Annotated in this window: 10 protein-coding genes; 5 read left to right on the top strand and 5 right to left on the bottom strand. The window is 66.6% G+C overall.

Features of this window, described 5'->3' with window-relative positions; genetic code table 11:
- Positions 1-229 precede the first annotated feature (229 nt).
- The 4 genes from A5659_RS23810 to A5659_RS23825 are packed head-to-tail and all read right to left on the bottom strand — an operon-like array spanning position 230 to position 5888.
- Complete coding sequence (locus tag A5659_RS23810; protein WP_067184700.1) at positions 230-1477, bottom strand: hypothetical protein; 1248 nt, start codon at positions 1475-1477, stop codon at positions 230-232.
- Positions 1477-2817 carry a hypothetical protein gene (locus A5659_RS23815; protein WP_067184703.1) on the bottom strand — a complete coding sequence of 447 codons (1341 nt, stop codon included), beginning with the start codon at positions 2815-2817 and terminating at the stop codon, positions 1477-1479. The genes A5659_RS23810 and A5659_RS23815 overlap by 1 nt, the downstream gene beginning before the upstream one ends.
- Complete coding sequence (locus A5659_RS23820; RefSeq protein ID WP_067184706.1) at positions 2817-4463, bottom strand: ABC transporter permease; 1647 nt, start codon at positions 4461-4463, stop codon at positions 2817-2819. The genes A5659_RS23815 and A5659_RS23820 overlap by 1 nt, the downstream gene beginning before the upstream one ends.
- A gap of 36 nt (positions 4464-4499) precedes the next feature.
- Positions 4500-5888: a condensation domain-containing protein gene (locus A5659_RS23825; protein WP_067184709.1), complete on the bottom strand. Its 1389-nt coding sequence runs from the start codon at positions 5886-5888 to the stop codon at positions 4500-4502.
- An 821-nt stretch (positions 5889-6709) separates the two neighbouring features.
- Here A5659_RS23825 and A5659_RS23830 point away from each other — a divergent pair.
- The 3 genes from A5659_RS23830 to A5659_RS23840 all read left to right on the top strand — a co-directional run bounded on the left by A5659_RS23830 (position 6710) and on the right by A5659_RS23840 (position 10044).
- A complete protein-coding gene (locus A5659_RS23830) occupies positions 6710-8368 on the top strand; it encodes an NAD-dependent malic enzyme (protein WP_067184711.1) in 1659 nt (552 codons plus the stop codon).
- A 211-nt stretch (positions 8369-8579) separates the two neighbouring features.
- A complete protein-coding gene (locus tag A5659_RS23835) occupies positions 8580-9326 on the top strand; it encodes a maleylpyruvate isomerase family mycothiol-dependent enzyme (protein WP_082976176.1) in 747 nt (248 codons plus the stop codon).
- Between the two features lie 100 nt (positions 9327-9426).
- Entirely contained in the window at positions 9427-10044 is a 618-nt protein-coding gene (locus A5659_RS23840; RefSeq protein ID WP_067184717.1) for a TetR/AcrR family transcriptional regulator, read from the top strand.
- Positions 10045-10073: 29 nt separating this feature from the next.
- On the opposite strand, the gene A5659_RS23845 is transcribed toward A5659_RS23840, so the two are convergent.
- Positions 10074-10784 (bottom strand): SDR family oxidoreductase, encoded by a 711-nt coding sequence (locus A5659_RS23845; RefSeq protein WP_066878427.1) that lies wholly within the window; start codon positions 10782-10784, stop codon positions 10074-10076.
- Between the two features lie 105 nt (positions 10785-10889).
- Here A5659_RS23845 and A5659_RS23850 point away from each other — a divergent pair, with 105 nt between their 5' ends.
- A complete protein-coding gene (locus A5659_RS23850; protein ID WP_067184720.1) occupies positions 10890-11750 on the top strand; it encodes a LysR family transcriptional regulator in 861 nt (286 codons plus the stop codon).
- A gap of 313 nt (positions 11751-12063) precedes the next feature.
- Complete coding sequence (locus A5659_RS23855) at positions 12064-13125, top strand: 3-deoxy-7-phosphoheptulonate synthase (protein WP_066867800.1); 1062 nt, start codon at positions 12064-12066, stop codon at positions 13123-13125.
- The last annotated feature ends 5 nt before the right edge of the window (positions 13126-13130 follow it).

The following is a 13130-nucleotide window of genomic DNA, read 5'->3' on the forward strand; positions in this document are numbered from 1 at the left end:
CTGGCCGCTGCCGCCACCGCCGGTGGCGCCGCCGCCGCGTCGATTGTCTTCTCGGTGCGCAAAGCCCCGCAACCGAGCACAACTGCGAGAAGGGCCAGCGCAGCAACGACGGCGGACGCAGCTTGTCGTCGTGACCAGCGTGACGGCTTTGTAACTCCGAAACTCACAGTGCCACTTACGTTACCAGCCGCGACGCGGCGGCTGCCACCGAGCCACGCCGTCGGTGGCGTCACATCATCCGGGGCCCGCCGAAACCCGGGACGGTGCCCACCGGGATCAACGCGAACGCGATCGAGAGCAGAATGAACAGTCGCAACGTTCTCGGGGTCATCGCCTGCTCGATTTCCGGTCGGCGGGCCGCGAAGAGAACGAACACGATCGCGACATCGAACCCTACGATCGTCAGCCAGCGAGTCCAGTCGTAACCGGTGAGGAATACCGGGATGACCAGCACCAGGCCCGCGATCACCCAGTTCATTCGCCCTTGCAGGGCAGCGACGAACGCGCGCAGCGGTACGCCCGAAACACCGCTGACTCCCCACAGCGTCACCGCCAGCGCGGCGGCGCCGAATAGCAAAGAGATTGTCAGGCCCAGTATTCCGATGTGACCGACGGCGCGGACGGCGTCCCCGATCCCGTGGTCGTAGTTCGGCAACACGTTGCGGCACACCCAGTCGTGATAATCGGTCCTGGGACTCTGGCCGTCGATGACGAAGCGCATCAGCGTGTGCGGCGACGTGACCGTGGCGAAGGGGTTGGGCATCACGCGATGCGGTACGGACGCACACAGTTGCGAGGCGATGTCGTGACGGCCGAATCCCGCCACGACGGCCGCGGCGATCACTCCCGGTGTCACGGCCAGGAGCACGCCCCGACGCTGGGTGGTTTCCAGCGCGCCGCCGAGAACGATGATCGCCAGCACGGCTCCCAACGCGTACTGCAGCCCATTCGCCTCGTGCACCAGGGTCAGCACCGCGATCGCGGCGCCGTAGGTTGCGCAGCAGCCCATCGCGATGGCCCTGGTACGCGTGATGGCCAAGGCCGAGCTGAACAGCGCCAGGGCCGCCCCACCGAACAAGTCCGGCCGGGCCGAAAACGCCGCGAACGGTACACCGAAGGGCAGCAACGGAATCGCCATCGCCAGCAGGAGCCGGCGCTGCGAGCGATGGCGACTGAACGCCACCACGCCCGCGACCGCCGCCAGTCCGCACAGATAGATCCCCGTGGACAGCCACCGCAGGCCGAGGGAGGCCGCGAAATAATGTCCGGGGACCGAGCGAACCCATTCGCCGGCGAGGCCACGACGGACGAAGCCGTGCCGGTAATCGGCGGCGTAATAGGACATCCAGTACACGTCGAGCGGAACGACCTTGATCGCGAACCACAACACGACCGCCGACCATGCCGCGATCGCGGCGCCCACATACAGGATGTGGTTTCGCGTAAGCGGATTCGCCTCAACTTCCACGGCCACCATCAGCTGCGGCCCTCGTACACGGTGGTGGCGGACAACTGCAGATCCGCCAGCGCACCACACGCGAGCTCGCGGGCGGCGCAGGTGTCGCCGGAACCGCTTTGATAGGCGACGACGGTGAGAAACCGGCTGCCGTTGACCGTCCCTGTGCCGCAGAACAATTGGCCGTGTGCCTGTTCGATGCGCGCCCGGGTGATGCCCTGCTCGGCGAGCCGCATGGAAAGCTCGGACGCGTCCCCGCCGTCGATGCGGCTGACGGCGGCGTCGAGGGCGCCCAGATTGGAACATCCCACCGGCAACTGACCAGACGACATCGCGATGCCTTCAGCGCGCCGGACCAGCCAGTGCGGCGTGAACGGGATGAGCGGCAACCCGGCGAGCATTTCGTTGGGCTGTTCTTCCAAGGACGTCAGCGCTGTCTTGACGTCGGTGCGCACCGCGGTCAGGTCGCCGGCCACCGCCGTGCCGTCGACCGTCACCGTGATGGAGGTCAGCGCGTTGGCCCGGTCGTCGTCGGCGGTCCGGTCGCTGACCGGAAGCACCACCGTCACCGAGTTCCCGTCGGGCAGCACTCTGCCCATCCGGTGCGCCAGCCGAGCGACGAACGCAACGAAGAGCGCGTTGCTGCTTCCATTGAGGCTGCGCGCCCGCGCTTCCCAAGCCGCAGCGTCGGTTTGGATTGTCACCGACGGCGCCGCGTTCGGGTCGTCGGTCGGCGTGAGCGCCTCCGGGTTCCGCGTGCGCGGCGAGGGCTGCTGGTTGGACGACACCCTGAGCAATATCAGCAGCGTCGCGATCAGCGCCCGGATCGCCGCCGGCAGCGCGATGACGGCATCGACAAGATCCTCGCCCACCGCGCGCCACCGCGCGCGTGAATTCGGCCGAGCGTAACCGAGATTGCGTTGTTCTCCCTTGACCGCTTCGGCTACGGCCGTAACCATGCCGAGCCCGTCGACAACGCAGTGCGAGGCCACCAGGGTGACCGCTGCGCCGCCGTCGACCAGCGGCAGCACGCCGAGGTGAAACGTCGGGCCGTGTTCGGGGTCCACCCGCACCTGGGCGCGCCGTTCGAGCCACGCGCCGATCTCGTGCCGCGGTTGCCGCGGCTCCCACGCGATGTCGGGCGAGCGGCCGTCGACCACCCAGCGATGACGCCCGAAGGGCAGCGGCGAGCGCTCGATCCGCCGGCCGAGCAGGCCGGCACCCAAATTGCCCCTGAAGGACCGCAATTCGTCGATGTTCACGTCACGGTCGTAGACCCACGTGCATTGCACCGTGCTGCCTTGACCGGTGGCGCGCAGCCGAAGGAAAGCGGCCTGGTCCAACAGCGCCAGCCTGGTCACTAGCACCCCGCCTCGGCCGCGGCGCGATACCCGCGCACCGCCGCCGGCGCGAACACGGCGACCAGGACGCCACCCCACAGGCCCGCCTGCCACAGCGGCGACAACACGGGTCCGCCCTCCGCGAGCGCGCGCATCGCCTCGATCGTCGGCGATATCGGCGAAAAACGCACCACCGGTTGCAGCCAGCCCGGAAACACCTCGGCCGGCGCCACACCGGTATTGAGGAACAACAGCACGACGCACCCCGCACCCAGCCACGTCACCATCGCCTTGCCGTCCGCGCGCGCCGCGATCGCGATGACCAACGTCGCCATGCCCGCCGAAATCACCACGGGCACCAGCACGAAGGCCAGCATCGCCATCCAGCCATAGCTGAATCGCAGACCCAAAGCGATCCCGAAGACGGTGAGCACGACCGCGGACGTGGTGGTTCGGGCGGCCTCGGCGACCAGTCGCCCCGCCACGGTGCTGGCTCGATGCACCGGTTGCACCCACAGCCTGGTCAGCACACCGGACTCCCGCTCCGACGGCAGAGCCAAACCGGCGCCGAGGGTGCCGAACACGGCGCCGACCACCGCGCACATGGGTACCAGCCCGTACAGGCTGTCGTGTCCGGTGATGGCCAGGACGGATTTGCCGACCAGCAGCTTGTAGATGATGAGCAGAAAGGTCGGAAACAACAGCGCCTGCACCGCGACGATCGGATCGCGCCGCCAGCGGCGCAGTAGCCGTCCCGCCTCCGACGCGCTTTGGCTGACGAAGGCCGTCAGCGGTGTCCGTCGTGAAATCCTCTGCCCCGCAGCGGTATTGACGGCAATCGCGGCCTGTTCCGCGCACGCATCGCCCGTCGGTAAGGCGTTCGGGCGGGGCTTGCGCACGAGCCGGCCGGCGCCCGAACTCCCCGCGCCAACGCGTCGCTGCATGCGCACCGCGAGTCCACCGAACAGCGCCAGCAATCCGAGGCACCACGCCAGCGTCACCGCGAGCTCCCGGCCCGGAACGTGACCGGCGGAAAGAGCGCGCAGCGTCTCGGTGACCTGCGACACCGGTTGGTAGCGAATGAATGGTCCGAGCCAGGCCGGAAACGATTCCGCCGGAGCGATGCCGGTGGACAACAACACCAGGACGAGTTGGGGGAGCAGCAGTAATTGGCTCGACGACTCGACGGAGCCGACGCGGGAGCCCAAAGCGTCAGCGCCGAGAGACACCGCCATCGCGAACGCCACGACGACGACCACGAATAGAACCGCGACGCCCGGGCCGCCCTGCATCCGGAAACCGAACGACCACCCGACCGCAACGGAAGCGACCAACGCGATGATCGCGCGTATCAAGCAATACAGCATCCGTGCGCTCAGCGGCACCGCCGCTGGGACCGGCAGGGTGCGAAGCCGGGACCCGAAGCCGGACAACCGGTCTCGCGCGGCGCGGTCGGCTGTGGTCATCGCCCCGAACAGCATCGCCTGCACGATGACCACCGGAAGTACGTATTGCGGATAGGTCATCGGGCCGGTGCGGATGATGCCGCCCAGCACGAGGGTGAACCCCAAGAAGCAGCCCACCGGAGCCAGCGCCGCGAAGAGTAGGTCGGCATCGCGGCGCGATCCCGACATCGTGCGCAAAGTGAGTGCCACGAGGGCACTCATACCGAGACCTCCCGCGGCGACAGGACGGGATGGGCATCACGCATCGATATGCGGTCCGGCCTCGCACACCCGGGTGAATTCGGCGCGCATCGTCTCGACGTAGCGCAGGACGGATTTCCGGGCGACGTCGGTGCCCGGGTAGGCGACCACCAGCTGCGTTTTGTCGTGCATGCGATTGACCCACATGCACACCGTCTCCGACAGCCGGTTGTCGCCCCACACGCCGGCGCGCAGGCCGTCGAAGTAGCCGCCGAACGGCAACTTGCGGATATCGATGTAGGACAGCATCGGGACCGGGCGGTCGGGAACCTCGATGGGGTTCGACGGATCGGTGGATTCGAGCAGGTGGTAATAGGGGACCGCGCCCAGGGCGGTGTTGCCGTCGAAAGACGCCTGGGCGGCGCTAACCACCTCAGCGAACGACGCACCGGCGGTCGGAATCGCCAACGGGACGAAACTGGCCAGCCAACCGACCGCGGTGGCGTACGCGGGCTCCCGCCTGTTATCGAATGGAGTGAGTCCGAAATACGTTGCGGCGCCGGTTAACCGGTGTTCGGTCAGCGCGGCGCAGGCGAACACGCCACCGCTGAAACGCGCGCCCGCCGCGCGGCACACCGCTTCGAACCGGCGGCCCTGGTCGTCATCGATCAGGTCGAACACGTCGATGGCCCCCGGTGTGTCCGCATTCGACTCACCCAGTTCCAGCGGGAATTTCGGGAGCGCCCCATTGTTCGCCGCGAGAAACGCCCGCCACGACTGGATCTCGGGCGACTCCTCGTTCAGGCCCCGGGTGTACGTGTGCTGGTTCGCGCTGTATTCGCGATGGCTCGGGGCCGGCGGCAGCGGGTTTTCCGCCCTCTGCAACGCGGCGTAGTACATGGTCTGGATGTCGAGGAAGATCACCCCCGCCGACATGCCGTCGGCGCGCAGGTGGTCGACGGCGATATAGATGGTGAACCGGTCTTGGGCCTGAATAATGCCGAAGGTAAAGCAGTCCCATTGCAGCGGATCGGGCGTATCGAGAAGCAGTTTGCGGATCTGGTTCGGCGCCATCTTCCCGAGATCCGTTGGAGCCAAGGTGATGAGCTCCGGGTCGGGAATGACATAGCGAAGAATCTCATCGTCGTCGCCGAAGTCAAACCGGTCGTGGTAGGTGTCGTGTCGCCGGAGGTGACTATTCACGGCTTGGGTCATCGCGTCGATGTCGCAGGTGCCGCTGATTTCCCAGGCCCCGATGCACAACCGCGGGATGTCGCGGCCGCGACTGACCTGCCGGCGGTAATAGCGAAGATGCTGCGCCTGCTGATAACTCACCGGGGCGGGATGGTATTGGGCTTCGGCCGCGCGCCGATGGGTAGCCGCAGTGGGGTACCAGGAGACGACGGTGCCCTCGGCTGTCCAGTCCTCAACTGTGCCCAAGAACATGCGCTACCTTTCGTCCGTCAGCTGGCGACGCCGGTCCGGATGACCTTAGCGGCAACGCAGGTGATTTGCTGAGTAAGTCGGTTGCCGAAGCGGTCCGGTTCCGCGGGCCGAGCAAGTGCCTCGCGCCACGCTGCGTCGAACAATGCGCACGTTCGGTGCGGCTCAGGGTGTTGTCAGCCGGTGATGCGCATATCGTCAAGCGGCGCAGACAAATGACTCGCCGACCCTTCCGCGGCGCAATCATAAAGTTCCCCTTTCGGGCCCGCAATCGCACAGGAAGTTCTGCCAACCGGTCGTGTGCTCGTGTGAGGTAGTCGACACGCGGGGTCATTTAATTCGTGCGTCGTTAACACGGAACTACGACTCGAACAAGCATTTATCTCGACGTGATGACCCAACCTGTCGATTCCCACCCACAGAGCCGGCGCAATCTTGACTAGGCCCCACGTGATGCTTGCGGACCTGCCGAAACGGCGCCTGGGTTACCATATCGTGATGCACGGCCGTATTGGAATACTGTCAGTGAAAGATTCCTTGCGCCGCTGATGCGGGCAAACAATCAAGCGATCCCCCAAAAGCGCGGCGGCACTGAGCCCTACGTCGCTGCCGACGACAACTCGGGGACCAAAAATCGTGAGAACCGTGACGCCCGCAGCAAACTGCGTGACGCGCGGGTTCAATCCTTGAGCACCCATCGAAAGGCGAGCCACGCGGGGCGGAAGCCGCGAGGGCTCAGCAGACAAAGCGCCCTCGATGATCGATGATGATCTGGACACCGCCGTTTCCCGTTTCGCGAGAGTCGCAAAGAAGGGACCTAGAGGATGCCCGATGAGCTCCGCGGTACGGCCAGACTGTTCGATGCGCTGACCACCAAGGGCACCGCCTTCACCGAAGCCGAGCGCCGGCGCCTGGGTCTCTTGGGTCTGTTGCCGACGACGGTGAAGACGCTGGAGCAGCAAGCCGCGCATTGTTGGCACGAATTCTCCACTCGTCGCGACGATCTCGACAAACACATTTATCTGCGGGCATTGCAGGACCGCAACGAGACGTTGTTCTACCGCGTATTGCGCGACCACATTGCCGAGGCGCTGCCCGTCGTCTATACACCCACCGTGGGTGAGGCCTGCCAGCGTTTCAGTGAGATCTACCGGCGGCCCCGGGGATTGTTCGTGTCCTACACCGAGGGTGATTGCCTGGACGAGGTGCTGAACAACCGGCCGCAACGTGAGGTCGATGTGATCGTGGTGACCGACGGGCAGCGCATCCTCGGCCTGGGCGATCAGGGGATCGGGGGCATGGGGATCCCGATCGGGAAATTGTCCCTCTACACCCTGATTGGTGGCATCGATCCCGCGCGCACGCTTCCGATCGTGCTCGACGTGGGTACCGACAACAGCGAGCTCCTCGACGATCCCCAATATCTGGGCTGGCGGCACCGGCGCATCGACGACGAGGATTACTACGCGTTCATCGACAAGTTCGTCGCCGCGGTGCGCAAGCAGTTGCCGAATGTGTTGCTGCAGTGGGAGGACTTCGCCACTACGCATGCGCTGCCGATCCTGGCCCGTTATCGCGACAAGCTGCTCACCTTCAACGACGACATCCAGGGAACGGCCGCCGTCACGCTCGGAGCGCTGCACGGCGCCGCCAAGGTCGCCGGCCGCCCGCTCTCGCAGCAACAGATCGTGATGCTCGGCGCCGGCTCGGCCGGTATCGGAGTGCTCGACATGATTCGACGGCAGATGACGAACGAAGGGCTGTCCGAACAGGCTGCCTCGCAGCGTATCTGGGTCGTCGACGTCGTCGGCCTGCTCACCGATGACCGCACCGACCTGTCCGATGCACAGCGCGGATTCGCCCAGCCTGCCGCCCGCGTCGCGCAATGGGGCCTGTCAAGTCCCGCTCAGCTGGCCGACGTCGTCCACCACGTCGAGGTGGGCGTGCTGCTCGGCCTGTCGACCGCCGCGGGTGCCTTCACCGAGAGCATCGTGCGTGAGCTCGCCGGTAAGACCGACCGGCCGATCATCTTCCCGCTTTCCAATCCCACCAGCCGCGCCGAGGCGCGCCCCGCCGAGCTGGATCAGTGGACCGACGGGCGGGCGCTGATCGCCACCGGCTCGCCGTTCGCGCCGCTACACCGCAACGGCGTGGAACATGGTGTCGCGCAGTGTAATAACGTCTACATCTTTCCCGCGATGGGGCTCGGGGTGACGGCGGCTCAGGCGACCCGGGTCACCGACGAGATGATGCGCGTCGCGGCGCAGACCTTGGGCGAGGCCTCGCCCGCCCTCGCCGACCCCGACCAGCCGCTGCTACCGGCGTGGTCGGACGTGCCGGATGTCGCCGTGCGCATCGCGCACGCCGTCGCCGTGCAGGCGGTCGCGGACGGTGTCGCCCCGACGCGCAGCGACGCAGAGCTCGCCGAACGCATCGCGCAGGTGCGTTGGCAACCCGAGTACCCCGCGACAGTCGACCCGTGACGGGTGGTGGTCATGGGCACCGGATGGCGGTGTGAGTATTTCACTGCCCCTACCTGCACCGGTCTTGGCCAAGCGCAATGACTTTCGACGCAGAAGCAACGCCTCCTCGGCACCGGCTGACCCGGTACGGCCTCAATATCGACATCGCCTTGACTTCATACATGCAGTGTGTATGTTAATACATACAGTATGTATCTGAAAGGTGGGTCTCATGAGCGCCACGCTCGACGCCATAGCGGAAGAACGCAGAATTGTTCTGGAGCTCTGCTCGCAAATGCCGGATCCGTTGTGGGCGAAGGACAGTGGTTGCTCGGGCTGGTCGGTGCAAGACCTCGTGTCGCACATGGCGTGCAGCTTCTGGCTGGCTGTCGATCCGTCGAGGCTGCCCAGTCCCGGCGATTTGCCGGCCGAACGCGCGGCCGACCTCTATGTGGAATCGCGACGCTCTATGACCCCCGAAGAGGTGGTGGCCGACTATGAATCGGTCAGCGGCCGAGGGCTCGAGGTGCTCGCTGCGATAGAGGGTCAGGACATCGACATCCCCATCGGCGACGTCGGAACCTACCCGGCCTCGGTGGTGCCGACAACCTTCGTCTTCGAATCACTCATCCACACTCGCTGCGACCTCTTTGCCCCCGACGGGCCGCTGCCGGGGGACCCACCGCCCGTCGACGAGCTGCGGCTTGCCCCCACCCTCGATTGGATCGAAGCGGCACTGCCGCAGCAGAATGTGGCGCTGCTCAACGACTTACACACCGGCGTGGAGGTTCGCCTCGACGGGCTGTGCGCCCGCACCCTGCACATCGGCCCGCGCGCCGAGGTCGGGGCGCGTGTCACGTCCGACTCGCAGGCCTTCGTGCGCTGGGTGACCCAGCGCGGCACCTGGGGGGAGTCGGGTGTGCAGGCGGAGGGTGACCCGTCGTCGCTTGATGTCGTTCGCCGGCTCAGGGTGTTCTGAGCCGGGTCCGAACACGACGCCACACCGGTCGGTCGCGCGATCCCGGACCTTCATACGGTATGTATGAGAATGCCTACAGAGGCGTGAAAGGTAAGGGTCGATGGCGCAGGGCGATCGCCGCACGCAGGCCGAACGCGCGGCTGAGACACGCGATGCGTTGATCGGTGCCGCCCGGCCGTTGTTTGCGTCAGTGGGATTCGCCGACGCGTCCCTGGAAACGATCGTCCGCAACGCTGGGGTGACACGCGGCGCCCTCTATCACCATTTCGCCGACAAGACAGAGTTATTCGCGGCGGTGTTCGAGCGCGTCGAGGGGGAGATGGCCGCCCGGATGGTCGACGCGGTCGCCGCCGCCGGACACTCCGATCCCGTCGAGATCATGCGACTCTGTTCGGGACTTTGGTTGGATGCGTGCGCCGAACCCGAGATCCAGCGCATCGTCCTGCTCGAGGCGCTGGTGGTGTTGGGATGGGAACGCTGGAGCGACATCGGCCATCGCTACAACATCGGGTTCGTGACTGGACTGCTCACCGACGCCATCGAATCCGGCAGTATTCCCCGCCAGCCCGTCGAGGTGACCGCCCTGACGATCATGGGAGCACTGCGCGAGGCGACGCTCTACATCGCCCGCGCCGACGATCATCGTCGGGCCCGCGCGGAAGCCGGCGCGGTGATGGACCGACTCATCGACGCGTTGCGCGCCAACGGTTCTGGCTAGTCCGCCGCACCGCTCGCCGATAGGTGTCGTTACGCCGCGATGCTGCCGCCCCCGTCGGCTCGGATGATCTGACCGGTGATGTAGCCGGCGTCGTCGTCCAACAGTGCGCAGATCGCATGGGCGATCTCGCGGGGTGTCCCGAGGCGGCGCAGCGGAATCGTCTGCAGCATACGCGCTTCGCGCTCGGAGCCGGCCGGGCTGAGCGCGCGGTACATCTCGGTTTCGATGGGCCCGGGCGCCACGGCGTTGACCGTGATGCCGGACTGCGCGAGCTCGCCGGCCCAGATCCGGGTGCACGCTTCCAGTGCCGCCTTCGTCGCCGCGTAGGGCGTGCGCTCCGAGGTGCCCAGTGTGGTCAAGCTGGTGACGTTGACGATGCGCCCCCACTCGTTGACCAGCATGCCGGGCAGCACCGCCTGGACCACCTGCACGGCGGCGCGCACGTTCAGGTCGTACGTGACGGCCAGATCGTCCAGATTGATCGAACCGATGCGGCCGAACCGGGCGACGGCCACGTTGTTGACCACCGCGTCGATGCGCCCGTTCGCCAGCACGCGCCCGAGCGCGGCGTCGGTCTCGACCCGATCGGTGAGGTCCGCCTCGTAGAACTCGCCCGGGAAGTCGTCGGGCGCGGTGCGAGCCAGGCCGACGGGTATGTCGCCGGACCTCTTCACCCGGTCGGCGACTGCCCGGCCGATCCCCTTCGATGCCCCGGTGATCAGTACGCGCCTTGCGGTCATGGTGTCCTCCTTTAACGGCTTCGTATGATTACTGAAACGTTCTGGAACGCAAATGTTGCATAACGTTGTTGTTATGGGCGATGGCGTTGCCCTTATGGAGGATCGATGACGACGTTGGCGCAGCTCAGAACGTTCATTGCGGTGGTCGATCAGGGCGGTTTCACGGCGGCCAGCCGCCGGCTGGGGTTATCCCAGCCGGCCGTCAGCCGCACCGTCGCCACGCTGGAAAAAGAGCTGGGCCTGCCGCTGTTCGTTCGCCGCCGAGACGGGCTCTCCCTGACTCAAGCGGGTGCCATCGCGCTGACACACGCGCGAGAGGCGGCGCGCCACCTCACGTTGATGCGCACCGAGGTCGCCGGCCTGGCGGGCGACATCACCGGGACGCTGAGCCTCGCGAGCCTGCCGTCGGCCACCGCAACGCTCGTCGCGCCCCAACTCCGGGCGTTCGCCCAGCGGCATCCGGCCGTCACCATCCGGCTGCTCGAGGGTAGTGAGCAAGAGATTCGGGATTGGCTCGACCAGGGGGCCGCCGAAGCCGGTGTGGTCAGCCTGCCCAGCAAGGGCCTTGACGTCGCCGTCCTCGGCGAACAGGACATGGTTGCGGTGGTGCCGGCCGAGCACCGGCTGGCAGCCAAGGACGTCGTCACCTACGCCGACTTGGCCAAGGAACCCTTCGTTCGTGGTACGGGCGGATGTGCGGATGTGTTCATGCCGATCGCGCGCCGCGCCGGGGTCGAATTCGACCTGGCCTTCGAAGCACGCGAGATCGCGGCGACGCTCGAGATCGTGCGCGCCGGCCTGGGAGTGAGCATCCTGCCCAGCGCCGGCCTGCCAGAACTGCCCGGCGTCGCGGTGCTTCCGCTGCTGCCCCAGACCGTGCGGCGCCTCGGCGTCGCGGTCTCCGCGAGTGCGTCCGCCCCCGCGCGCGCATTCCTCGACCAGATCGCCGCGCTGAATCTGCGCTGATTCGATTGGGCCAGCGCGGTTTTGATCCCCGACGGGACTCGTGGCTGTCGGTGACCACGTGCGCGGCGCGACGCGTTTTCAGCCGCACCGACCCGACGTGGTATCTTCGCCGACGTGACTATCGGCGTGCGCGCGTATTGGCGCTTTATCGTGGCTCCGGGTGGAGCCGGCGATGCGGCGGCCGATTGACGCACGCGCACGACTGATACCCGGAGCCCAGCAGTGACCACACGGTCGCTGCTTTTCGTTTTTCAGGGCATCGGGAACCAGCGGGCGTGCCCTGGGAGCCAGCACAGAAAGGCACACACCCTCCATGTCCATCATCAATTACGAGACGGCGACCATCGACACGTCCGACCACCGGATCGTCTCGTTCCGGGAACTGTCGGCACCGGCGGTGATTCGCACCGAACTGCCGTTGACCGCCCGGCGCGCCCAGGCCGTCCAGCGCGATCGTGACGAGATCTCGGCGATCCTGGCCGGTGGTGACGATCGGCTGTTGCTGGTGGTCGGCCCGTGCTCGGTGCACGACCCCGTCGCCGCGCTCGATTACGCACGCCGGCTCGCGCCGATGGCCGCCGACTACGCGGATCGGCTGAAGATCGTGATGCGCGTCTACTTCGAAAAGCCGCGGACCACCGTCGGGTGGAAGGGACTGATCAACGACCCCAACATGGATGGCAGCTTCGACGTCGAGCGGGGCATCCGCGTCGCGCGCGGGTTGTTACTCGACATCATCGACGTCGGCCTGCCGGTGGGGTGCGAATTTTTAGAGCCCACCAGTCCTCAGTACATCGCCGACGCCGTCGCGTGGGGCGCGATCGGCGCCCGCACCACCGAGTCGCAGGTGCACCGCCAGTTGGCGTCGGGCCTGTCGATGCCCGTCGGGTTCAAGAACGGCACCGATGGCAACGTTCAGGTCGCCATCGACGGGGTCAAAGCCGCTGCGGCGCAGCACAATTTCTTCGGTACCGACGACTTCGGTCGTGCGGCCGTCGTCGAGACCATGGGCAATCCCGACTGCCACGTCATCCTTCGGGGTGGCACCACCGGACCAAACTACGACGCCGCCGCGGTGGCCAGCGCCATCGAACGGCTTGGCAAGGCCGGGCTTTCCGGGCAGGTCATGATCGACTGCTCACACGCCAACTCGGCCAAAGACCATGTGCGCCAAGCTGAGGTCACCGCCGAGGTGACCGCACGCATCGCCGGGGGCGAGCGCGGTATCGCCGGACTGATGCTGGAAAGCTTCCTGGTCGCCGGCGCCCAATCGCTCGGCGGGGAGCTGGTCTACGGCCAGTCCGTGACCGATCGGTGCATGGACTTCACCACGACCGCGGGGCTGTTGGCTGACCTCTACGCGGCGATGGGCTGACCGCG

The sequence above is a fragment of the Mycobacterium sp. 1165196.3 genome (genome assembly GCF_001673415.1).
GTDB classification, from domain to species: domain Bacteria; phylum Actinomycetota; class Actinomycetes; order Mycobacteriales; family Mycobacteriaceae; genus Mycobacterium; species Mycobacterium europaeum_A.